At 65.9% G+C, this 22,619-nt stretch carries 16 protein-coding genes and 2 pseudogenes; 9 read left to right on the top strand and 9 right to left on the bottom strand.

Features of this window, described 5'->3' with window-relative positions:
• Window positions 1–316: 316 nt before the first annotated feature.
• From murJ to NV2_RS27100, 6 genes are all read left to right on the top strand, one after another.
• Complete coding sequence (murJ, locus tag NV2_RS27125; protein ID WP_168436081.1) at window positions 317–4,285, top strand: murein biosynthesis integral membrane protein MurJ; 3,969 nt, start codon at window positions 317–319, stop codon at window positions 4,283–4,285.
• Between the two features lie 309 nt (window positions 4,286–4,594).
• Window positions 4,595–5,128, top strand: coding sequence for an RNA polymerase sigma factor SigM (sigM, locus tag NV2_RS27120; RefSeq protein ID WP_067880542.1), 534 nt, complete (start codon window positions 4,595–4,597; stop codon window positions 5,126–5,128).
• Between the two features lie 182 nt (window positions 5,129–5,310).
• On the top strand, window positions 5,311–6,189 hold the full coding sequence (locus NV2_RS27115) for an RsmA family anti-sigma factor (RefSeq protein ID WP_157103118.1): 879 nt from the start codon (window positions 5,311–5,313) through the stop codon (window positions 6,187–6,189).
• Window positions 6,190–6,290: 101 nt separating this feature from the next.
• Window positions 6,291–7,277, top strand: coding sequence for a thioredoxin-disulfide reductase (trxB, locus tag NV2_RS27110; protein WP_067880506.1), 987 nt, complete (start codon window positions 6,291–6,293; stop codon window positions 7,275–7,277).
• Window positions 7,278–7,333: 56 nt separating this feature from the next.
• Window positions 7,334–7,663 (top strand): thioredoxin, encoded by a 330-nt coding sequence (gene trxA, locus NV2_RS27105; RefSeq protein ID WP_067880503.1) that lies wholly within the window; start codon window positions 7,334–7,336, stop codon window positions 7,661–7,663.
• 239 nt (window positions 7,664–7,902) lie between these two features.
• Complete coding sequence (locus NV2_RS27100; RefSeq protein WP_067880500.1) at window positions 7,903–9,090, top strand: N-acetylmuramoyl-L-alanine amidase; 1,188 nt, start codon at window positions 7,903–7,905, stop codon at window positions 9,088–9,090.
• A gap of 97 nt (window positions 9,091–9,187) precedes the next feature.
• Here NV2_RS27100 and NV2_RS27095 read toward each other — a convergent pair whose 3' ends face one another.
• From NV2_RS27095 to rpmH, 9 genes and pseudogenes are all read right to left on the bottom strand, one after another.
• Window positions 9,188–9,928, bottom strand: a complete 741-nt coding sequence (locus NV2_RS27095; RefSeq protein WP_067880497.1) for a hypothetical protein — start codon at window positions 9,926–9,928, stop codon at window positions 9,188–9,190.
• Between the two features lie 223 nt (window positions 9,929–10,151).
• On the bottom strand, window positions 10,152–11,153 hold the full coding sequence (locus tag NV2_RS27090) for a ParB/RepB/Spo0J family partition protein (RefSeq protein ID WP_067880493.1): 1,002 nt from the start codon (window positions 11,151–11,153) through the stop codon (window positions 10,152–10,154).
• Between the two features lie 76 nt (window positions 11,154–11,229).
• Window positions 11,230–12,168: pseudogene (locus NV2_RS27085) on the bottom strand (ParA family protein); the annotation flags it as partial.
• Between the two features lie 384 nt (window positions 12,169–12,552).
• A complete protein-coding gene (rsmG, locus tag NV2_RS27080) occupies window positions 12,553–13,296 on the bottom strand; it encodes a 16S rRNA (guanine(527)-N(7))-methyltransferase RsmG (protein WP_084475557.1) in 744 nt (247 codons plus the stop codon).
• Window positions 13,297–13,427: 131 nt separating this feature from the next.
• Window positions 13,428–14,018, bottom strand: coding sequence for a Jag family protein (locus tag NV2_RS27075; protein WP_084475545.1), 591 nt, complete (start codon window positions 14,016–14,018; stop codon window positions 13,428–13,430).
• 73 nt (window positions 14,019–14,091) lie between these two features.
• A complete protein-coding gene (yidC, locus tag NV2_RS27070) occupies window positions 14,092–15,285 on the bottom strand; it encodes a membrane protein insertase YidC (RefSeq protein WP_067880488.1) in 1,194 nt (397 codons plus the stop codon).
• Between the two features lie 4 nt (window positions 15,286–15,289).
• Window positions 15,290–15,643: a membrane protein insertion efficiency factor YidD gene (gene yidD / locus NV2_RS27065; protein ID WP_067880485.1), complete on the bottom strand. Its 354-nt coding sequence runs from the start codon at window positions 15,641–15,643 to the stop codon at window positions 15,290–15,292.
• Complete coding sequence (rnpA, locus tag NV2_RS27060) at window positions 15,640–16,047, bottom strand: ribonuclease P protein component (protein WP_084475543.1); 408 nt, start codon at window positions 16,045–16,047, stop codon at window positions 15,640–15,642. The genes yidD and rnpA overlap by 4 nt, the downstream gene beginning before the upstream one ends.
• Before the next feature lie 85 nt (window positions 16,048–16,132).
• A complete protein-coding gene (rpmH, locus tag NV2_RS31135; protein ID WP_068159283.1) occupies window positions 16,133–16,276 on the bottom strand; it encodes a 50S ribosomal protein L34 in 144 nt (47 codons plus the stop codon).
• Between the two features lie 1,549 nt (window positions 16,277–17,825).
• Here rpmH and dnaA point away from each other — a divergent pair.
• The 3 genes and pseudogenes from dnaA to recF form a co-directional block, all read left to right on the top strand.
• A pseudogene (dnaA, locus tag NV2_RS33060) lies at window positions 17,826–18,920 on the top strand (chromosomal replication initiator protein DnaA); the annotation flags it as partial.
• Window positions 18,921–19,872: 952 nt separating this feature from the next.
• Window positions 19,873–21,042 (top strand): DNA polymerase III subunit beta, encoded by a 1,170-nt coding sequence (gene dnaN, locus NV2_RS27050; RefSeq protein WP_067880479.1) that lies wholly within the window; start codon window positions 19,873–19,875, stop codon window positions 21,040–21,042.
• A 127-nt stretch (window positions 21,043–21,169) separates the two neighbouring features.
• A complete protein-coding gene (recF, locus tag NV2_RS27045; RefSeq protein WP_067880476.1) occupies window positions 21,170–22,393 on the top strand; it encodes a DNA replication/repair protein RecF in 1,224 nt (407 codons plus the stop codon).
• Window positions 22,394–22,619: the final 226 nt, after the last annotated feature.

Raw genomic sequence — 22,619 nt, 5'->3', positions numbered from 1 at the left:
ACCGCCGCCCGGGTCACCGCCACCCGGACCGCGCCCACAGCGCGGGCCGGCACAACCACCGTCGACCGGGCCGATGCCCGGTGCCACCGCGGACGACAGGCCCGGACGATCCGGCCGCCCGCCGGCCGGTGGTGACCCGCGTAGGCCCGCGGCCGCGGGGCAGCAGCCTGCCGCTCCACCGCCCGGCCGGCAACGTCCGCCGCAGGGCGGCCGGCGTCCTGCCGAGCCCCCGTCCCGGCATGCCGCCCAGGTGAACCCGCCGAGCGGTCCCGTCGATCGGGTGCCGCCTCGAGAGGAGCCTCGTGCGGAACGGGCGATGCCGCGCCACTTCCCGCCCGCCGACGAGCCCGAGCCACGCCGGCGGCATGCCGCGGAACGACCGGCTACGTCTTCCGGGTCTTCCGGGTCTTCCGGCTCCGCGGGCTCCCGCCGGGCAGCCGGCGAACGCACCGGCCGATCGAATCCACCGACGGCGCAGCAGGCGGTGCTCGAACGCGAACCCGAACAGTCGCCGACGTCGCGACTGCTGAGCGATTCCGGTTCCATCGCGGTCGCGACGCTCGTCAGCCGCATCACCGGTTTCGCCAAACAGTTGCTGCTGGTCACGGTCCTCGGTCCGGCGATCGCGAGTGCTTTCACCGTCGCCAGCACGATCCCGACGATGATCTCGGAGCTGTTGCTGGGCGCGGTCCTGACCGCGATCGTGGTCCCCACGCTGGTGCGCGCGGAGAAGGAGGACCCCGACGGCGGCAGTGCCTTCGTCCGTCGCCTGATGACCGCGGCGTTCACTGTGCTCGCCGCCGGGACGATCCTGGCGGTGGCGGCGGCGCCGGTGATGACCACGCACATCTTCCTGTCCGACGACGGCAAGGTGAATACCGCACTCACCACCGCGCTGGCGTTCCTGTTGCTACCGGCCATCCTGTTCTACGGCATGTCCGGGCTGCTGATGGCGATCTTGAATACCCATCAGGTCTTCAAACCGGGCGCCTGGGCGCCGGTGCTCAACAACCTGGTCGTATTGACCGTCCTGGTCCTGTATGCGATCACTCCGGGTGAGATCAGCCTGGACCCGGTCCGCATGGGCGACCCGAAGCTCCTGGTGCTCGGTATCGGCGTGTTCATCGGCGTCATCGTCCAGATGGCAAGCCTGTTGCCGGCCATCCGCCGCCTGGGTATCGATCTGCGGCCGTTGTGGGGCGTGGATGCTCGGCTCAAGCAGTTCGCCGGTATGGGTGCGGCGATCATCCTGTACGTCTTCATCAGCCAGCTCGGCTGGACCATCGCCACCCGAGTGTCCTCGACCGCCGATGTCGCGGGGCCGACGATCTACCAGAATGCGTGGCTGCTGCTGCAGCTGCCCTACGGTGTCCTGGGTGTCACCCTGCTGACCGCGATCATGCCCCGGCTCAGCCGCAATGCGGCCGCGGACGACACTCCGGCGGTCGTCGACGACCTGGGCACCGCGACCCGGCTGACCATGATCTCCCTGATCCCGGTGGTCACCTTCCTGACCATTGCCGGGCCACAGATCGGCCAGGCACTCTACGGGTACGGCAATTTCGGAAATGCGGATGCGAGCCGCCTCGGCGAAGCGGTGTCGTGGTCTGCGTTCACCTTGATCCCATACGCGCTGGTGCTGATTCATCTGCGGGTGTTCTATGCCCGCGAGCAGGCGTGGACTCCGACCTGGATCATTCTGGGCATTACCGGCGTCAAGATCGTCTTGTCGCTGCTCACTCCGGTGATCTTCAACGACGACCAGGTGGTCGTGGCCCTCGGCGTGGCCAATGGTCTCGGCTTCGTCGCCGGTGCCGTGATCGGCGGCTGGTTGCTGCATCGCAGTCTCGGTGACCTGCGGATGACCAATGTCGGGCGCACCGTGACCCGCGTCGTGCTGGCCTCGGTGGCCGGCGCGGCGGTCACGCTGATCGTCGACGAGGTTATCGGGCTGTCGCGGCTCGACGGCGGTATCGCGTCGGTGATCCGGGTCGGCCTGGACGCGATCGTCATGTTCGGTGTGGCCTTCGGGCTGATGCGCTTGGCCGGGGTGCCGGAGGTCGTGGCGATCACGGTCGCCATCTCCCGCCGGCTGGGGATCACCCCGCCGGCGCCGGATCTCGGTCTCGATGGAGATGCCGATATCCATGCCACCACCGTGCTGCCCCGCCCCGATTTCGACTCGCCGTACTACTACAGCTACGACCCGTACACCGATGCCCAGACCATGGTGCTGCCGGTGATCCGTCCTGATGCGATTGACCGCGCCGGACAGGGCGAGTTCCCGTACCCTGTTCGGCAGAGAAACGCAAATGTCGGTGGCCCACCGGCACAACGGACTTCGATATTCCCGGGCGAAGGAGGAGCGAGGGTGAGCGACGACGCGGCGGAAGGTAAGCCTTCCGCCGAGGCTGCCGATGCGGCAGGCGCAGTGCGCACCGACGACGTCTCACCCGGCAGGGTTCCGACGGCCGACCGCGCGCATGATTCCGATGATCCCGACGGTGCAGCGAGCGAAACCGGCCACGAAGGTGATGCCGGTCCGGCCGCGTTCTCGGGCGACGGTGCCGAGGAGGGGGCGGTTTCCGACCCCGTCGATCCCACGGAGGACACCGTCCGGCATGCGCCCGGCGCGGTGGCCGAGCCATCGCGCAGCGCGTCCTACGACACGGGCATGCTGCCGGCCGTTTCGCCGGAGATGCCGCCGATGCGAGTGGAGCCGTCGGCTCGGCAGGTGCAGCGCGGCCCCAAGCTGATCCCGGGCGCGTCGGTGGCCGGCGGCCGCTATCGGCTGCTGGCCGACCATGGTGGCGCGCGCGGACTGCGGTTCTGGCAGGCCCAGGATGTGAAATTGGATCGCGAGGTCGCGCTGACCTTCGTCGATGCCGACCAGAAGGCCGGTGACAAGCCCGGCCACGACGGCCCGCAGGCAATCCTGTCGCGCACCCTGCGCCTGGGCAAGATCAATTCACCGGGGCTGGCTCGGGTGCTCGACGTGGTGCGCGGCAGTTCGGGCGGCATCGTGGTGGCGGAGTGGACACCGGGCCGGTCGCTGCGCGAGATGGCCGAGACCAGGCCGTCGCCGATCGGCGCTGCCCGGGCTGTCCGAGTACTCGCCGCGGCGGCCGAGATGGCCCATCGCGGTGGTGGTTCGCTCTCGATCGACGATCCGGACCGGATCCGCATCAGCGCCTCCGGCGACGCGGTACTCGCCTTCCCCGGCACGCTCGCCGATTCCGACGCCCAATCGGATGTGCGAGGCCTCGGTGCCATGTTGTACGCGCTGATCACAGCGCGCTGGCCGATCCGGACCGGCGGGGTGAGCGGCTCGGCGGCTACGGTCGGCGGGTTGAAGCTGGCCGATTTCGGCAGCGACGGCTCCGCGGTGGAGCCGCGGCAGATCCGCCCGGAGGTGCCCTTCGAGATCTCCGCCGTCGCGGTGCGCTCCCTGGAATCGGACAAGGGGGTACGGACCGCCGCGACCGTACAGCACGTCCTGGAGCAGGCCTCGGTCGTCGATCAGAAGACCGAGTTCATCCCGGTACTACGGCTGGGACAGCGCGCGGTGGCGAATCCGGACGAATCCCTGGCGGATCCGGAACTGCTGGCCGCCGAGCGCGAACGGTCCCAGCGCATGATGTGGATTCTGGTCGGGCTGGGTGTGCTCGCGGCGCTGGTGGTCGGTGTGATCATCTGGTGGCTGCTGAGCATTTTCGCGCCCAGTACGTCCGACGAGCCGCTCAACGAGCAGCGCAAACTGGGATTGACCACGGCCAGCGTCGCTCCGCCGGCGCCGGCGGAGGCCTCGGAGGGCTCCGAGGCCGCCCCACCGCCGCCGGCTGCCGTGGTCCCCGTCGCCGCGACGGGCGTGGCGGTCTACTCGCCGGAGGGCACACCGGACAGCCCCGGGGACGTGGACGCGATCCTGGACAACAATCCGACCACCACGTGGCACACCGATCAGTACTTCCAGCAGTTTCCGGCGCTGAAGAAGGGGGTCGGCGTGCTCGCGACGCTGCCGGCCCCGAGCAAGGTCGCCAACGTCGTCATCGATTCGCCCTCACCGGGCACCGTGGTGGAGGTCCGCACCGCGCCCACGGCGGTAGCCACGCTGGATCAAACGCAGCTCGTCGGCCAGGCCACGCTGGCCGAGGGTCCCACCACAATTCCGGTGCGGTCCGACCAGCCGACCCGTTATGTCCTGCTCTGGATCACCCAACTGGGCACCGACGGTGGCAAATTCCAAACGTCGATCGGCGATATTCGCTTCGAGGCGGCTCCCTGATCGATGTTCTTCCGGTGGGAAACCACTATCTCGTAATATTTTCTCGCCCTGGTTGCTACCGATTCGTAATAAACGGTATGATTCCCAGCGCGCTCTCAGCAGGGGAGCTCCCTGGGACCTGGCGCCTCGGTCCTGGATGATGCGAAGTTTTCGGCCCGTCCGGGTGTAGGACAGCGGGCCGCCGTGAGCGCTGTCCAAGGGGTATGTGTGCCGTTCGAAGCGATCGAGGGATCCGGTGGGAGGACTTCCGAGCCGTCTACTGTCCGTCGTAGCTCGTTCGAGCCGGACGAGGCAGCCACCGATTTCGAGCTGCTGACCGCCCACGTCGCGGGGGATCGCGACGCCTTCGGAATTCTGTTCCGCCGCCACTACAACCGACTGTGGCAGCTGGCATTACGGACCTGCCGAACCCCGGAGGATGCGGCCGATTCCCTGCAGGACGCATTGTTGTCCGCGCACCGCAAGGCCGCCGGCTTCCGCGGCGACGCCGAGGTACGCAGCTGGCTGCATCGCATCGTGGTCAATGCGTGCCTGGACCGTATGCGCCGCAACAAATCCCGGATCAGTACCTCACTGTCGGACGAATCGGTCGCCGAGCCCGCGGTGGAGCGCGACGACATCGCACAACAGGAGGTCCGGATGGTGGTCGCCGCGGCGCTTTTCACCCTGCCACCCGACCAACGGGCGGCTTTGGTTGCGATCGATATGGAGGGGTATACCGTGGCGGAGACAGCCCAGTTGCTGGGCGTCGCCGAGGGGACGATCAAGAGTCGCTGCGCCCGTGGCCGTAAGCGCCTACAGCAGGAGTTGGAATTCTTGCGAAATCCGGGGAACCGGACGTAGCCGAGAAGCGTCATTACTAACAGACGAACAAATATTCGTGCTTACCCCCGCCTCGCTGCGGTCGCGGGTGGGCACTGCATCATCAGGCCGGCCCCGGAGAGGCGATGGACGATAAGGGCGAATTCACCGCCCGGCAACGCCGTTCGGGGGTACCGGACGCGGAAGCGGACACAGGAGGTGTGATGTCAGCCCGATCAGTGCCGCAGCCGCCGTTGTCCACCGATCTGCTGGCTGAGCTCCACGCCGACAACCTCCCCCCGCACGAGGCCGAACAGCTGCGGGCCCAGGTGCGCAAGGACCCTGCGGCCGCCGAATTCCTGCATTCGCTCGACGGTGTCAGCGCCGAACTCCACGCACTGGGCCGCGACGAGCACATCCTGCATCCGATGCCGGCTCAGGTGGCCGCCCGGCTCGACGCGTTGCTGGGCGAGCTGTCGCGCGGCGAGGAGTCCCAGCAGGTCGCCACCGTCCACCGCATCCATACCGAGCGCACCGCGCCGGGACCCGACGATGACCGGGAACCACCGTCGACCCGCCCGATGCCCGCTGTCGAGGCGATACCTGCGGACCCGTTCGAGGTACAGGCCGGGGAGGATCTCCCGGGACCGGACGAGGGCCCGGTACCGATCCCGCTGGACGAACACCGGTCCAAGCGGTTGCGCTGGTTCGCTGCGGCGGCCGCCGCGGTGGCAGTGGTGGCCGGCACTCTGGTCGGAGTGGATGCGATGCGCGATCGCACCGTGAGCCCGGACGCACTGCCCCTCGAACACTCCGCGCCGGTAGCACTGGGGGACGAGCTGTCCTCCGCGACCGTACTGAGTGTGATGGGCCGCAACGACGTCACCGGACCACTGTCCGGTCCAGGCGCAATAGCCGGATGTGTGAAGGCCACCGTGCCGAATCGCACCGTACTCGGCTCGACGAATGTCACATTCCACGGCGAACCAGCGGTGCTGATTCTGCTCACGGGCCCGCGACCACCGAAGATCACCGCACTGGTGGTCGGGGCGGGTTGCGGCCCGGAAGATCCCCAGATCCTCGAGACACGCGATATCGGCTGATCGGGGGCTGTCTTTCATCACAGCCGGTCGGTAAGGGGAACAACTCCGTTTACCCTGTTGTTGACCGACACGCCTGTGCACACACTCTTCGGAAGGGCACCATGAGTACGCCTGTTCGCGACCTGATCATTGTCGGCTCCGGCCCCGCCGGCTACACCGCCGCGGTCTACGCCGCGCGGGCCGAGCTCGAACCGCTGCTGTTCGAGGGCACCCAGTTCGGTGGTGCGCTGATGACCACGACCGAGGTGGAGAACTTCCCCGGCTTCCGTGAGGGCATCATGGGCCCCGATCTGATGGAGGAGATGCGCGAGCAGGCCAAGCGCTTCGGCGCCGACATCCGCACCGAAGATGTCGAGGCCATCGACCTGTCGGGGCCGATCAAGTCGGTCACTGTCGGCGGCGAGGTATACCGGGCCTACGCGATCATCCTGGCCATGGGTTCCGCCGCCCGCTACCTCGGCGTACCGGGGGAGCAGGAGCTGCTGGGCCGCGGTGTGAGCGCCTGCGCCACCTGTGACGGCTTCTTCTTCAAGGGCCAGGACATCGTGGTGGTCGGCGGCGGCGACTCGGCGATGGAGGAGGCGACCTTCCTCACGAAGTTCGCTGCCAGCGTCACCATCGTGCACCGGCGCGACGAATTCCGCGCCTCCCGGATCATGCTGGAGCGGGCCAAGGCCAACGACAAGATTCGCTTCCGCACCAACGCCGAGGTGGTGCGGGTACACGGCGACACTGCTGTCACGAGCCTCACGCTGCGCGACACGCGCACCGGCGAAACCTCCGAGCTGGCCGCGACCGGTCTGTTCGTCGCCGTCGGTCACGATCCGCGCAGTGAACTGGTCCGCGGCCAGGTCGACGTCGACGACGAGGGCTATGTGCAGGTGCGCGAGCCCAGCACCGCAACCTCCATCGATGGCGTCTTCGCCGCCGGCGATCTGGTCGATCACACCTACCGTCAGGCCATCACCGCCGCCGGAACCGGCTGCCGTTCGGCCATCGACGCCGAGCGCTGGCTCGCCGAGCAGGGTGACATCACCGACAACACGCTCGACCACGCCGGCGATCCGGTGGAAGTCACGGCCGGCTGACCAACTCGCAGATCTCGTTACCTCTCGTGTCACCGCACACCGCAAGGAGTTCCACCATGTCCGAAAAGGCCACCACAGACGTCACCGACGCGACCTTCAAGGAGGCCGTGCTGAACAGTGACAAGCCGGTGCTCGTCGACTTCTGGGCTACCTGGTGCGGTCCCTGCAAGATGGTCGCGCCGGTACTGGAGGAAATTGCCGCCGCCCATCCCGACAAGCTGACAATCGCCAAGGTGGACGCCGACAACAACCCGGTCACCGCCCGCGACTACGGCATCATGTCGCTGCCGACGATGGTGTTGTTCTCGGGTGGTAAAGAGACCAAGCGGATCGTGGGCGCCAAGGGTAAGGCGGCACTGTTGCGCGAACTCGAAGGCATTATCTGAGTCGTCCTCGTCGGGTTCCCGGTGCACGGCATGTCGCGAGCATGACCGTGCCCGGGAGCCGATGCGGATTCACCAGCGCATGCTCCGAGCCGCCGACGGCTGTGTACTATTTCGGCACTCGGAGAATTGCCGAAATTCGGCTCGGGTCTGAGACAATCGACCGATGCTCCGGTCGTGCGAGGGTATGTGCCATCGCATAAGTGGGTACCCGGGTTGGCGGAAGGAAAGGGCTCTCACGCATGCACCGACTTCGTCACGGCGATACTGGTCCAGCCGTCGCTGAGGTCCGGAGCACCCTGGCAAGTCTCGGATTCCATCCACACCCGGACGGGTCCGACGGGCAGGGGGAGTACTGGCAGGACGCCGATGCCGCCTTCGACAGTGAACTCGATTCGGCGGTGCGAGCTTTCCAGCAGCAACGTGGCCTCCTGGTCGACGGCGAAGTCGGCCCGGCCACCTACCGCGCTCTCAAGGAGGCGTCCTACCGGCTGGGCGCACGTACGCTGATCTACCAGCTGTCGGCGCCGCTGTACGGCGACGACGTCGCGACTCTGCAACGCCGCCTGCAGGAGCTGGGTTTCTACGTTCATCGCATCGACGGCTTCTTCGGTCCGCACACCCACGAGGCACTGACCGCATTCCAGCGCGAGATCGGTTTGGCCGCCGACGGTATCTGCGGCCCGGACACGTTGCGCTCGCTGGAATTACTGGGCTCACGCGTCACCGGCGGCAATCCGCACCGCATCGCCGAGGAAGAGGTCGTGCACCGCGCCGGCCCGCAGCTGACGGGTAAGCGCATCATCATCGATCCCGGAATGGGCGGGGAGGACAGGGGTCTGGCGGTTCCGACCGAGTTCGGCGATGTCTACGAGTCGGAGATCCTGTGGGATCTTGCCAGCCGGTTGGAGGGCCGTATGGCCGCCACCGGCATGGAGACGTTCCTGTCCCGCCCGTGGGGTGCCAACCCCTCCGACGCGGAACGTGCGGAGATCTCCAACACATTCGACGCCGACCTGATGATCTCCTTGCGCTGCGCGGCGAACCTCAGCTCGTCGGCGGGCGGCGTCGCCAGCTTCCACTTCGGCAATTCGCACGGCTCGGTGTCGATGATCGGCCAGGTACTCGCCGGATTCATCCAGCGTGAGATCGTTGCCAGGACCTCGTTGCAGGACTGCCGTACGCATGCGCGCACCTGGGACCTGCTGCGGCTGACGAAGATGCCGACGGTCCAGGTCGATATCGGTTACCTGACAAACGAGTACGACGCCTCGGTGCTGACCGATCCGCGCATGCGTGACGTCATCGCGGAGGCCATTCTGATCTCGGTCAAACGGCTGTATCTGCTGGGGCAGGACGATCAGCCCACGGGTACTTATACCTTCGCGGAATTGCTCGCCGAGGAGCTGGCGGCCGCCGACCGCATGTAGCGATCCGATACGAGAGCGGCGCCCCGGGATTTCCTCCGGGGCGCCGCTCTCGTGATTCGTCGTCGGATGAGTAGCAGGCGGATCAGCGGCAGGCCGATCAGTAGCAGACGACGCCCGGCTGTTCCTGTGCCGCAGCGGCGGCCAGAAGCTGATCCAGCGCGTGCTCGACGTCTTCCTTCCAGAAATGTTCGCTGTCGAGTTCCAGACGCAGTCGCGGGAAGTGGTGATGCGGCGCCACTACCTCGAAGCCGACGTCCTCCAGGAAATCGGCGTCGATCATGCAACTTTCGGGGGAGCAGTCACGCCGGGACCGGCGATTGCCTCCCGGCGGCATGCCGTATGCAGGCGTGTCGATGCGTTCCATGAAGAACATGGAGTTCACGCCGCGCTCCGGTAACGCGGTCGCGGCGGGATCGCTGCGGATGCCGAAGGCTTCGATCGCGCGGACACCGCGACGCATCAGATCGCCGACCACGGCCTGGATCAACCGGTGTGCGACATCACCGTCGTGGTACGGCGCTTCTGCGCGCAGCGTGGTCAGCAGCACGGCATCCGGGCTGACGGGGGAGGTGGGGAACAATGCGGCCCGCGGTACCGCACTCGGCGGGGCGTACAACGCACATCCGGCCGATCGTCCCTCGACGGTGGCGATCTGACCACACGATCCCCACTGCAGCAGAACCGTCGACAGCCATGCCTCCTTTTCGAAGACCGGATCGCTGAATTCCCGGGAGTCCGCGGCAACGGCCGGATCGATCTCCCAGAACACACACCGCCGCGCGTGCGCGGGGAGTTGGTCCAGTCCGCCGAGTGTCAATGCGGTCACGCTGGTCGACACCGCTCTATTCAGCCTCCAGCTCTCCGACTCGTCTATGCTCACGCCGCATCAAAATTTTCTCGCCGGCGAGAATATGCGATCACAGCGAACGCCTCTTTTCCCATCCCTAATCGATCGCTGGGGACCTCGAGAATCGACCCGAAAAATATGGCGTCACAGTGACGTTTCTTCCGTAGGTCTCTGGTCCTTGCTGATCATGATGACTTTCGGCCCGTATCGGTCCTCAGAGCTCTTGCTTCTCCATCAGCCCGACGATGCGTTCCAAATCGTCCACCGATCCGAACTCGACGACGATCCGGCCCTTCTTCTTGCCCATGCTGACGGTGACCCGGGTATCGAACGAATCCGCCAATCGCTCGGCAACCTTGTCGAGTCCCGGGGCATAGATCGGCTTACGCTTCGGAGCCGGCTTGGGCTCTTCTTCGGGGTAGCGGTTGGTGAGAGTGACAGCTTCTTCGGTAGCCCGTACCGACAGGCCCTCGGCCACAATGCGCTCGGCCAACCGCTCCTGCGACTCCGCACCGGCTTCCAGCCCCAGAAGTGCCCGTGCGTGCCCGGCCGACAAAACTCCCGCAGCCACCCGGCGCTGCACCGGAATCGGCAACTTCAGCAGACGGATCATATTCGTGACGACCGGACGGGACCGGCCGAGCTTGTTCGCCAGTTCCTCGTGGGTGACCCCGAACTCCTCGAGTAGCTGCTGATAGGCCGCCGCCTCTTCGAGCGGGTTCAGCTGCACCCGATGGATGTTCTCCAGCAACGCATCGCGCAGCATCGCGTCGTCGGTCGTATCGCGCACGATGGCCGGGATCGTCTCGAGACCGGCTTCCTGGCATGCCCGCCACCGGCGCTCGCCCATCACCAACTGGTAGCGCGGGGTAGGGGAGGACTCGAGCAGCCGCACCACGATGGGCTGCATCAAACCGAATTCCCGCACCGAGTGGACGAGTTCGGCCAGCGCCTCTTCCTCGAAGACCTGCCGGGGTTGTTTGGGATTGCGTTCGATCTGATCCGGCGGGATCTCGCGATAGACCGCACCGGTCCCGGATTCTTCGGTCGACTCCGGGACACGATGCAGATATGCGGAGGCCGGATGCGGACCGATCGGATCCAGCCCGATCACCGCATTGGCCGCCGCGCTTCCCAACCCCTGAACCTCGGTGGGACCGGTAGGAATCAGCGCGGCCAGACCGCGCCCCAATCCACCCTTCTTCGCCTGACTCATCGGCTTACCGACCCCTTTCCTGTACTGCGCCAGCCGTACCGACCGCCGGGCCTCCGTGGCCCTGGGACGCGGACGATTCCTCGGTCTGCGTCGCTGCCGTTCGGGCAGCGATCTCCCGTCCGGCGTCCAGATAACTCATGGCGCCACGGGAACCCGGATCGTAATCGAGAACGGTCATGCCGTATCCCGGTGCCTCGGAAACCTTCACGCTGCGCGGAATCACGGCCCGCAGCACCGCTTCGCCGAAGTGTGCGCGGACCTCCTCCGCGACCTGATCGGCGAGTTTGGTCCGGCCGTCGTACATGGTGAGAACGACGGTCGACACATGCAGTTCGGGGTTGAGATGGGATTGCACCAGACCGATGTTCCGCAGCAGCTGCCCGACACCTTCCAGTGCGTAGTACTCACACTGGATAGGAATCATCACTTCCTTGGCCGCCACCAACGCATTCACCGTCAGCAGGCCGAGCGAAGGCGGGCAGTCGATCATGACGTAATCGATGTCGTAGCCACCGAGGTTGGCTTCCTGAATCGCAGCCTTCAGCCGCCCCTCGCGCGCCACCATCGACACCAATTCGATCTCCGCGCCGGCAAGGTCGATGGTGGCTGGAATGCACAGCAGGCGTTCGTTGTGCGGGCTGCGCTGAATCGCCTCCCCGACAGTGGTCTCACCGATCAGCAGTTCATAGCTCGACGGCACGCCCGAGTGGTGGTCCACTCCGAGCGCAGTACTGGCGTTGCCCTGCGGATCGAGATCGATAACCAGAACTGTCATTCCCTGCAACGCCAGCGCGGCAGCGAGATTGACAGCCGTGGTCGTCTTCCCGACACCACCCTTCTGGTTGGCGATCGTGATGATGCGCTGCTCGCGCGGCTTCGGGATGCTGAGCGATCCCGGATGCAGAACCTGACTGGCGCGATGCGCCTCGGCGGCAATCGGTGTTTCCGCCGCGGAGATGCTGCCGAACGCGGTCTTCGCGAAGTCATCTCCCTCGGGGTTGCCGTTGTCCAACATTCCCCGCACCCGGGACGTTGTTTCCCGTGAAACATTCGCCGGACGGTTCGACATACAGGCTCCTAACCCCGAGAACTTCAGACACGTGCCCAGGCAGCACCGGCGCCGCAAGGCTCGAACAAGCTGAGCGCGGTCAGGATCACGGCCAATCCTGTGGAGCCTCATCCTTCCCGGACTGTGGCCCTAACCGACGAACTTGCCCTAACCGACGAGCTACCGGGAACCGCGAATCCGCGCTCACGCTCGACGACAACTAGCTTGCCAGCACGGGCCACAATACGGAAGTTGAACCGCGGCAATCACTCTGCGACACGCACGGAATGACTGATTCGAGAGGGTCTCCACCGCCCCCAGAGCGCTGTGTTTCATGTGAAACATCGACAGCTAGTGCGCACGCCGGGCGCGTCGACTCGCTCCCTTGTTCGCTCGCTTCTCCGCCCGCGGCAGCCGCTCGACGCTCAAGACGACCGTCGGCGGCGACACGATGCCGGCACCGCATTCCAGGATCTGCGCATGCCCCGCACCGGCGCGCACCAACTCCTCACGGTCCCGCTCCAACTCCTCGGCCACGCTGGATCCCTTCAGTGCCAACATGTGACCATGCTCGCGCACCAGCGGCAGGGACCATTTCGCCAACTTGCCCAAGGGAGCGACCGCACGAGACGTCACATAGTCGGCGCCGCCGGCTTCTTTGCGGACGTCCGGCTGTTCGGCCCGTCCGCGCACGACCGTAATCTCGAGCCCGGCCGACTCGATGAACTCGGCGAGAAATTTGGTCCGCCGCAACAATGGCTCGACAAGAGTGATGCGCAGATCCGGCCGGGCGATCCCCAGTGGAATACCAGGGAGTCCGGCACCGCTGCCCACATCGACGATCGACGCTCCGGTGGGAATCAACTCACCCAGCACGGCACAGTTGAGGATGTGGCGATCCCACAACCGCGGCACTTCACGGGGACCGATCAAACCGCGCTCCACCCCGGCCGTCGCGAGTGCGGCGTGGTACTGCTCCGCGAGCGGCAGTCGATCACCGAACACCTCGAGCGCCTCGGGTGGGGGAGTCGAATCTACGGCCTGCCCGTCGCCGGGGGAGTGGGTATCACCCGCGCCTCGTTCCACGTGAAACATCCTTCCGGACCGCGTGCGGTCCACGGTATGCGGCCACCGCCGCGCGATCGAATCCCGCTATCGAACAACTCATGACAAAGAGTAGGCCCCCGGTTCCGAGAACCGGGGGCCTACCTTATCCGCCTATCACATCAGGCCGGCACAACAACCACATGCCGGTTGGGCTCGGCGCCCTCACTCTCGCTCTCCACGCCGTCCACGGCCGCCACGGCATCGTGGACGATCTTGCGTTCGAACGGAGTCATCGGCGCCAGCGGCTCCGGCTTACCCGACTCGGCCACGCGCCGGGCTGCCTCGGTACCGAGCGAGCTGAGCTCCTCGCGACGCTGCGCACGCCAGCCCGCAACGTCCAGCATCAGCCGGCTACGCACACCGGTCGCCTGCTGCACGGCCAGGCGAGTCAGCTCCTGTAGCGCATCCAGAACCTCACCGCGGCGACCGACCAACTTCGACAGGTCGCGGCCGCCGTCGATACTCACGATGGCGCGGTCACCTTCGACGTCCAGATCGATATCCCCGTCGAAGTCCAGAACATCCAGCAGCTGCTCCAGGTAGTCGCCGGCGATCTCGCCCTCTTCGATCAATGCCTCTTCGGCGTCACCCGCGTCATCAGCGTCCACCACATCGGATTCGACCGCATCCGAACGGTCGTCGGCCGCTGCCGCATCTTCCTGCACACCGAGGGCCACAGTGGCATCCCCTCCATCGGTCTCAACAGTCATAGTCGTTTCCTTCAATCCGAATCATCCGTCGTGTCCGGCGCCTGCACGCCGGAAAGTCGCAATCGCAAGGCAGTTATCGGCGCTTCTTCTGATTGGCTCGGCCTCTGTTGCCCGATCGCTTGCGGTTACCGGATCCGGCCGATTTCCCGGATGCTCCCGACTTAGCAGCACCGGACTTCGCAGTGCCCGACTTAGCGGTCCCGGACTTCGCAGTGTCGGATTTGGCCGTGCCGTCCTCGACGGTATCCGCGTCGGAGTCCGCTCCCGTTCCATTGGCTTCCGGGCCCGCGCCGGCCTCTGTAGTAGCGGCCTTCTCCGGCTGTCCGGACTTCTTCTTGGTCGCCGCGGGTTTGGCTCCGGGCTTGGGCGCGTTCTGCGCCTTCCGCTCGACTGCCTCCTGCTTCTTCTGCTCTTCTTCCTTCTCCATCCGGCCGAAGACCAGATGCTGCTGCCCGTAGGTCCAAATGTTGTTGGACACCCAGTAGAGCAGGACGGCGATGGGAAGGAACGGACCACCGACAACGACACCGAGCGGGAACACCCACAACGCCAGCTTGTTCATCAAAGCGGCTTGCGGATTCGCCGCCGCCTCCGCGCTCTGACGCGCCACCGAAGCCCGCGCGTTGAAGTGCGTCGCGACGCCCGCAATGATCATCAGCGGGACGGCCACCGCCACCATGTTGGCGACACTGGGAATGCCGCCGTAGCTGGCGAACGCGTCCAACGTCTCCTTGGGGGAGGTGATGGCAGCAGAGATCGGCGCACCGAAGATTCGGGCACTCAGGAACGACTGGACATCATCGGCATTGAACACATAGTTGGGGGTCTGCGCGTTCAACTCCGGGCTCATGCCCAGCTGACCGATACCGGTACCCGTGCGGTTGAACGACCGCAGCACGTGGAACAAACCGATGAACACCGGCACCTGAGCAAGTACCGGCAGGCAACCCATCAGCGGATTGAAGCCGTGGTCCTTCTGCAGCTTCTGCATTTCGACCGCCATCTTCTGGCGATCGTTCTTGTACTTGCGCTGCAATTCCTTGATCTGCGGCTGCAACTCCTGCATCTGCCGCTGGGTGCGAACCTGCTTGACGAACGGCTTGTACAGCACGATTCGCAGGGTGAACACCAGGAACACCACAGCCAGGGCCCAGGCGAACCCACTGCTGGCGCCCTTGTCGAAATCTCCGAGTCCGAAGACATACCCGAAGACCCGATGCCAGAACCAGAGGATCCAGGACACCGGGTAATAGATGAAGTCGAGCACGGCTCTAAGTACTCCCGTCGGTCGTGTCGCCGGTCACCGCATGCGGCGACCCTTTACAAGCCTTCTGTTCAGCCGCCTCGTCGTAGGCTCGGCTACTCCGATGAGCGCGCGACCGCCGGGCCGGGACGGGATCCCATCCACCAGGGTGCCAGGGCGCACATTTCGCCAGACGAACGGCCGTCAATCCGAGCCCCACGAAGAGGCCACGGGTGCGTAGGGCCGTCACCGCGTACTCACTACAGGTAGGGGTGAAACGGCACACCGGGAGGCGCATGGGGGAGACATAGGTTCGGTACAGCTCGATCAGGAAGATCAAGAGCTGCGCGGGGAGCCGCATCACCGTGTGCAGGCGGCTCATGACACATCACTCGGAGCTGTGCGCGCGTCGGCGACATCGAACGACAATTTCCGCAGGGCGGATCGCAGCTGGCGATCCAGTTCGACAGCGGAGGCCGTAGCGGCACCGGGAAGTGCCCGGATGACGACATCGGCCTCGGTGGGTAGTTCCGCGGCGATCCCGGCACAGATATGACGCAGGCGGCGGGCTACGCGGTGTCGTACTACCGCGATGCCCACCGCCTTACTGACGATCAGGCCGAACCGAGGACCGCCGAATCGAACGAGCGCCGAGCCGGTGGAGTCGAACGTCGCTTCGCACAGCACTACGTGCACAACGATGTCGCGCCTCCCGATTCGTCGGCCACGCCGCACCGTCCGGGAGAAGTCGGCACGATGATGCAGCCGGTACGGCTCAGGCAACACCTGAGTGTCCGAGCGTGTAACGGGGAAACGGAAGGGGCGAGACGAACGACGAGTCAGGCATGGCGGCGATGCCGATGCCGAGCGATCAGGCCGTCAGGGAGGCGCGGCCCTTGCGACGACGCGCCGAGACGATCGAGCGCCCGGCGCGGGTACGCATACGGAGGCGGAACCCGTGGACCCGCGCACGACGACGGTTGTTCGGCTGGAACGTCCGCTTGCCCTTGGCCACGGTCAACACTCCTCGAGTAGGTGGGCACCACGCGGCGCCCGAAGTTGTTCGGTGAAACGTATGTAGTCACGATGGAAATGGCTTCCATCGGCACAAAACCCGCTGTGTGGTGGTCCGCTGGATCGAAACCGACCGGCAGCAGGCAGCCAACACCGTGTCAACGGGTGACTGTCTGAGGGTACTGACCAGCTTCGAGAGGGTCAAACTCGGGGTGCCGCCTGAGACGCGCACCACGTCCGCAACCCGCACGCGACAGGCCGTGAACCACCCTTGTCACCGTCGCCACACAACCACTAGTCTCCATAGCTAGATAATTGCTGCTGAAGCGCAGGTCGAGGCGCTGACCGGGGGGTTATGGCAGCAGGTCAGGTGTCACCGGAGTTCTCCACATCTGTGGATAATTGTGTGGAAAGACCCCTGGAGTGGCATATTCGTATCGCTGGCGGCCAGGCGACCGTGGTGCTCCTATCGACTTGCTCCGGGGAGGAAATGTTACGTGGACGACGAGCAGAATGTGTTGACCGCCGTCTGGCCCGAGGTGGTCGCCGAGCTTACCGCCGGCTCCACCGATGGCGCCATTCCGCCGGTCACCAACGCGCAGAAGGCGTGGCTCGGTCTGGTGAAACCATTGACGGTCGCACAGGGGTTCGCCCTGCTCTCGGTCCCCTCCTCACTGGCCCAGGAGGCTATCGAGCGTGACCTGCGGGAACCCATTCTGCGATCGCTCGCCCGGCGCCTGGGGCCTCAGGTCGAAGGGCTCGGCGTCCGGATCGCGGCGCCGGCCAATCCGCCGCCGGACCGCCCCGGCACGACCGCGCGCCACGCCCGGCTGACCTCCCGGCCGGAACGGATGCGCGACAAGCCGCGCGAACCGGCCGGCTTCCCGGCGCCGCCGCAGTACGCCGACACGGCAGAATTCCCCACCCCCAGGTATCTCGCCCCGGCCGACTATCAGGCTCACACCGCCTATCCCCAGGGTGATTATCCCTCGGCTCCGATGGCCGGGGAGTTGCCGGACAGCCTCGGGCCGACCTCACCGCTGCGCCGGGAACCCGAATCACAGCTCCACGGCGAGCCGCTGCGCGAACCCGATTCTCTGCGCCGGGCACCCGAACCCCTCCGCCGCGAAACCGACTCCCTGCGCCGGATCCCGGAACCACTGCGCCGTGAACCACCGCCGGTACCCGGTCCGGACCCGATGCACGGCCTGCCCGGCCCCGGAACAGAGTCCCTGTCCTTGCACGGTGGTGTACCGCTGCACGGTCGGGAACCGTTCCAGGATCCCGATTCGGCTCGCAGCGCCGAGTCGCTACGGCACGAGCAGGAAGTCCGTGGGCCCGAGGCCCGGCATCACCCGCAGGAACAGCTGAGCCCGGAAACCGATCTGCTGCGCCACGAGCAGCAGGCGCTACGCCATGAGCAGGAGATATCGCGCGGCGGCGGCCATCCCGGACAAGAATCGCTGTTCGCTCCGGATCCGGAGAGCGCGCCCCAGCAGCGGCCCGGTGCCGGCCGAGCGAGCGAACCCGACGAGGCAGTGGTCAACGCGCGCAGTTCCTGGCCGACGTACTTCTCGAAGTCACCGGAGCCCTCGCCGACGGCTCCGGCCACCTCGGCGGCCAGCCTGAACGCCAAGTACACCTTCGAGACCTTCGTCATCGGCGCCTCGAACCGCTTCGCGCATGCGGCGGCGGTGGCCATCGCGGAAGCGCCGGCCCGGGCCTACAACCCGCTGTTCGTCTGGGGTGCCTCGGGGCTGGGGAAGACCCACCTCCTGCACGCGGCCGGCCATTATGCACAGCGCCTGTTCCCGGGGATGCGGGTCAAGTACGTCTCGACCGAGGAATTCACCAACGACTTCATCAACAGTCTGCGTGACGACCGCAAGGTGGCGTTCAAACGCCGCTACCGCGAAACCGACATCCTGCTGGTGGACGACATCCAGTTCATCGAGGGCAAGGAAGGCATCCAGGAGGAGTTCTTCCACACCTTCAATACGCTGCACAATGCCAACAAGCAGATCGTGGTGTCCTCCGACCGGCCGCCCAAACAGCTGGCGACCCTGGAAGAACGGCTCCGTACCCGCTTCGAGTGGGGTCTGATCACCGATGTGCAGCCGCCGGAACTCGAGACCCGGATCGCCATCCTGCGCAAGAAGGCACGGATGGACCGGCTCGATGTCCCGCACGACGTGCTGGAATTGATCGCCAGCCGGGTCGAACGCAATATCCGCGAGCTGGAAGGCGCCCTGATCCGGGTGACCGCGTTCGCCTCGCTGAACGGCCAGCCACTGGACCTGTCGCTGGCCGAGGTCGTGTTGCGCGATCTGATGCCCGACACCACGACGATCGAGATCACGGCATCCACGATCATGGCCGTGACCGCCGAGTACTTCAACACCACGCTGGACGAGCTCACCGGACCGGGTAAGGCCCGTCCGCTGGCTCAGGCCCGTCAGATCGCGATGTATCTGTGCCGCGAGCTCACCGATCTGTCCCTGCCGAAGATCGGTCAGGCGTTCGGGCGCGACCACACCACCGTGATGTACGCGGAGAAGAAGGTGCGCAAGGAGATGACCGAGCGCCGCCGGGTCTACGACCAGGTCCAAGAACTCACAGCCCGCATCAAGCAGCGCTCACGCTGATCAACAGCCTTCGCGCTGATCTCTGTACACAAGCCGATCCACCCCGTTGACCTGGGGGGATCGGCTTTTTCGTGTTGTGGATTCCTCGAGGAATCCCTGTGGAATCCTCGAGGAATCCACCGTTTGTCCTCGAGGTTGCCCACAGGCCTGTGGGTGAACTGTGTACACATTCATCAACACCCGTTGATCCACAGTTTGCACAGGCAGATTCATCCACCGGCCCTCAGCTGCGGAAAGGCCCGAAAAGCCCTGTGGATTCCTCGAGGACTTCCTGTCAGGTCCTCGAGGAATCCCCCGGTAGTCCACCGATCGGCGCACAGTGTGCACAACAGGGGCAGGATCGGGGGAGAACTCGAGGATGACTCGAGGATGAACGGTGGACAGTTTTCGAGTCTCCACAACCACGCACAGTTCATCCTCGAGTCACTCACCGGACATCCACACGCCGCCACGCCTGCTCACCTGGGCAGACAGCTCAAGTCCACAGATTCCACAGCGCCTATTACTACTTGAGTTCTTCTTCATTAGATTTCTTCTTTGAAACAGGTTGTGTGGAAACTCGGCTCGGGGAGCCGACGGGACGGTGGGCAGTACTCCACATCCGAACGAGGCATCGAGAAGATCCGGGACGGGCCGAGAGACGTACGCGGACTCGCTGCACCGGACAGTGGGTGAAGCGCGGGCAGGCTCGCGGCGACCCCGTACGATGAGCTGACATACGGTTCGGATCCGCTCCGGCGGACGACGCACCGGCGTGAGGGTCGGCGTGGTGATCGGTGGTCTTCGCGGGTACGGTTTGAGGTCGGTCGTTCGTGTCGGGCCGGAGGTACCTGCGGGCGAGCCGTTCCACCGCATCGCCGCTCCACACGAGCCACGCCGATCAGCCGAGCAGATCACCACCGCACCGAGACAGATCACGACCGATCGAGACTGGGAGAGGACATACCGAGCGATGGAGCTTGCAAGTATGAAGTTTCGGGTCGCTCGCGAGGATTTCGCGGAATCCGTCGCCTGGGTGGCCCGTAGCCTGCCGTCTCGCCCGCCCGTACCCGTGCTGGGTGGGGTGCTGCTGGTAGCCGATGAGGACGGTCTGACGGTCTCCGGCTTCGACTACGAGGTGTCCGCCCAGATGCGGGTTGCCGCCGAGGTCGCCGGGCCCGGTCAGGTCCTCGTGTCCGGTCGCCTGCTGGCCGACATCACCAAGGCGCTGTCCAACAAGCCGGTGGACGTCTCCGTGGACGGCACTCGCGTGCTGATCGCCTGCGGTAGTGCGAAGTTCTCGCTGCCCACGATGCCGGTCGAGGACTATCCCCAGCTGCCCGAACTGCCGCCGCAGACGGGTGAATTGGGAGTGGATGTGTTCTCCGAGGCCGTCAGCCAGGTGGCGGTGGCCGCGGGGCGCGACGACACCCTGCCGATGCTCACCGGTATCCGGGTCGAGATCGAAGGGGCCGGGGTGGTCCTGGCCGCCACCGACCGCTTCCGGCTTGCTGTGCGCCATCTGGAGTGGCAACCGGGCCGCGAGGATGTGGAGACCGCGGTACTGGTGCCGGCCCGCACCCTCTCGGAATCGGCCAAGACCCTCGGCCCGTCCGACGCGCCGGTCCAACTGGCCTTCGGCACCGGTACCGACGGGCTACTCGGCATCGTGAACGGCGGGCGGCGCACCACCACGCGCCTGCTCGACGCGGAATTTCCCAAGTTCCGCCAATTGCTCCCCAAGGAACACACTTCGGTGGCGACCCTGCAGGTCAGTGCGCTGATCGAGGCGATCAAACGTGTTGCCCTTGTGGCCGAACGTGGTGCCCAGGTCCGGCTGGAATTCTCCGATCAGGGCCTGCAGCTGTCCGCCGGCGGCGACGATGCGGGGCGCGCCGAGGAGTGGCTGGAGGCCGAGTTCCGTGGTGAGCCGCTGACCATCGCCTTCAACCCGAGCTATCTCAACGACGGTCTGTCGGCCCTGCACTCGGAACGAGTGACCTTCGGGTTCACCACCCCCAGCCGTCCGGCCGTGATGTGCCCGACGACCGATGAGGAGACCGAGCAGTCGGAGTCCGGTACCTTCACGGCGTTGTCGAGTAACTACATCTACCTGTTGATGCCGGTGCGTTTGCCGGGCTGACCGGTCTCGGCGCCGCGGCACTTGTCCACTCCGATGTGTGGAGTTGTTGATAAACCTGTGAAAAACTCCGGGCCCGTGCGGTTTTCGGTCAGCCCGACGCATAGTGCCTGGTAACGGCGGTCAAGTTATGCACATTCGAAACCTCACGCTGCGTGATTTCCGGTCTTGGGAGCACGTCGATCTCGAGTTACCCACAGGCAGAACCGTTTTCCTGGGGGCGAACGGCAACGGGAAAACGAACCTGGTGGAGGCCGTCGGTTACCTGTCCACACTCGGTTCTCACCGGGTGGCAGGCGACGCACCACTGATCCGGTTGGGGCAGCAGCGATCCCGGATCGGCGCCACCGTGGTGAACGGTGGCCGGGAGCTACGCATCGATGCCGAGCTGAATCAGGGCTCGGCCAACCGTGCCCAGATCAACCGCTCGCCGGTACGGCGGCCGCGGGAAATCCTCGGAATTCTGCATACGGTGCTGTTCGCGCCGGAAGATCTGTCGTTGGTCCGTGGCGATCCGTCCGAACGCCGCCGCTTTCTCGACGAACTCGCCACGGCCCGCCTGCCGCGGCTGGCGGGGGTGCGCTCGGACTACGACCGGGTTCTCCGGCAGCGTTCGGCGTTGTTGAAAACCGCTGGGCGGCAGGCCCGTTCTCGTTCCGGATCACCTGCGGACCTCAGCACGCTCGATGTCTGGGACGGACATCTGGCCGCGCACGGAGCGCAATTGCTGGCCCAGCGCTTGCGCCTGGTACACGAGCTGCACCCGTATCTCGAGCAGTCCTATCGCGCCATCGCTCCGGAATCCCGGACCGCTGCCATTCGGTACCGCAGTGCGACCCTGCCCGAGGAATTCCTCGATCCACAGCGCTCTCCCCAGCCCGACGATGTGGCGGCACTGGAGTCGAATATGGTGCGTGAGCTGGCCGCCGCCCGCCCGAAGGAACTCGAACGTGGAGTGTGCCTGGTCGGTCCGCATCGTGACGACCTGGATCTCATGCTCGGCTCGGCGCCCGCGAAAGGCTTTGCCAGCCATGGCGAGTCCTGGTCGTTCGCGCTGGCGTTGCGGCTCGGCGCGTTCGAACTGCTGCGCAGCGCGGGGACCGACCCGGTGCTGTTGCTCGACGATGTCTTCGCCGAGCTCGACCGTCGGCGGCGTACCGCACTGGCCGCCGTTGCCGCCGGTGCCGAGCAGGTGTTGATCACCGCGGCCGTGCCCGAGGATGTACCGGCCGAACTCGAGGCTCACCCGGTTCGGGTGACGACCGACGGCATCGCCGACGACCGGACCTCCCGCATCGACGCCGACGAGGAGCCGATGCGGGAGGCCGGGGAGCACGACACCGTTACACCGTGACTCGCCGATCCGAGACATCCGGGCCGGCCGTGCGGTGCGATCGCCGCGAGCTGTCGTACCCAGGAGTTAATCTGACCGAGCGCCCGATCCGGAGACCGTCTTCGCTGCTCCGGCACTGTCCGGGTGAGTTGCCAACAAAGGCTGTGGATAATTCCGCAGTACTCGATCGACCGAACGATCGACGGGAAGGGAGTCGCCTGTGGCCGCGGACCAAGGCGCTGGAGGT

It is taken from the genome of Nocardia vermiculata NBRC 100427 (assembly GCF_001613265.1).
Classification (GTDB): domain Bacteria; phylum Actinomycetota; class Actinomycetes; order Mycobacteriales; family Mycobacteriaceae; genus Nocardia; species Nocardia vermiculata.
The sequence above is the reverse complement of the archived record's forward strand: the minus strand, read 5'-3'. Positions and strand labels throughout refer to the sequence as shown.

Excerpts from the sequence above, each read along its gene's own strand:
- recF (WP_067880476.1), top strand. The coding sequence starts at position 21,170 with ATGCACATTCGAAACCTCACGCTGCGTGATTTCCGGTCTTGGGAGCAC.
- yidD (WP_067880485.1), bottom strand. The coding sequence starts at position 15,643 with ATGAGCCGCCTGCACACGGTGATGCGGCTCCCCGCGCAGCTCTTGATC.
- murJ (WP_168436081.1), top strand. The coding sequence starts at position 317 with ATGCCGCGCCACTTCCCGCCCGCCGACGAGCCCGAGCCACGCCGGCGG.
- trxB (WP_067880506.1), top strand. The coding sequence starts at position 6,291 with ATGAGTACGCCTGTTCGCGACCTGATCATTGTCGGCTCCGGCCCCGCC.
- rsmG (WP_084475557.1), bottom strand. The coding sequence starts at position 13,296 with ATGTTTCACGTGGAACGAGGCGCGGGTGATACCCACTCCCCCGGCGAC.
- dnaN (WP_067880479.1), top strand. The coding sequence starts at position 19,873 with ATGGAGCTTGCAAGTATGAAGTTTCGGGTCGCTCGCGAGGATTTCGCG.
- NV2_RS27075 (WP_084475545.1), bottom strand. The coding sequence starts at position 14,018 with ATGACTGTTGAGACCGATGGAGGGGATGCCACTGTGGCCCTCGGTGTG.
- NV2_RS27090 (WP_067880493.1), bottom strand. The coding sequence starts at position 11,153 with ATGAGTCAGGCGAAGAAGGGTGGATTGGGGCGCGGTCTGGCCGCGCTG.
- trxA (WP_067880503.1), top strand. The coding sequence starts at position 7,334 with ATGTCCGAAAAGGCCACCACAGACGTCACCGACGCGACCTTCAAGGAG.
- NV2_RS27115 (WP_157103118.1), top strand. The coding sequence starts at position 5,311 with ATGTCAGCCCGATCAGTGCCGCAGCCGCCGTTGTCCACCGATCTGCTG.
- NV2_RS27100 (WP_067880500.1), top strand. The coding sequence starts at position 7,903 with ATGCACCGACTTCGTCACGGCGATACTGGTCCAGCCGTCGCTGAGGTC.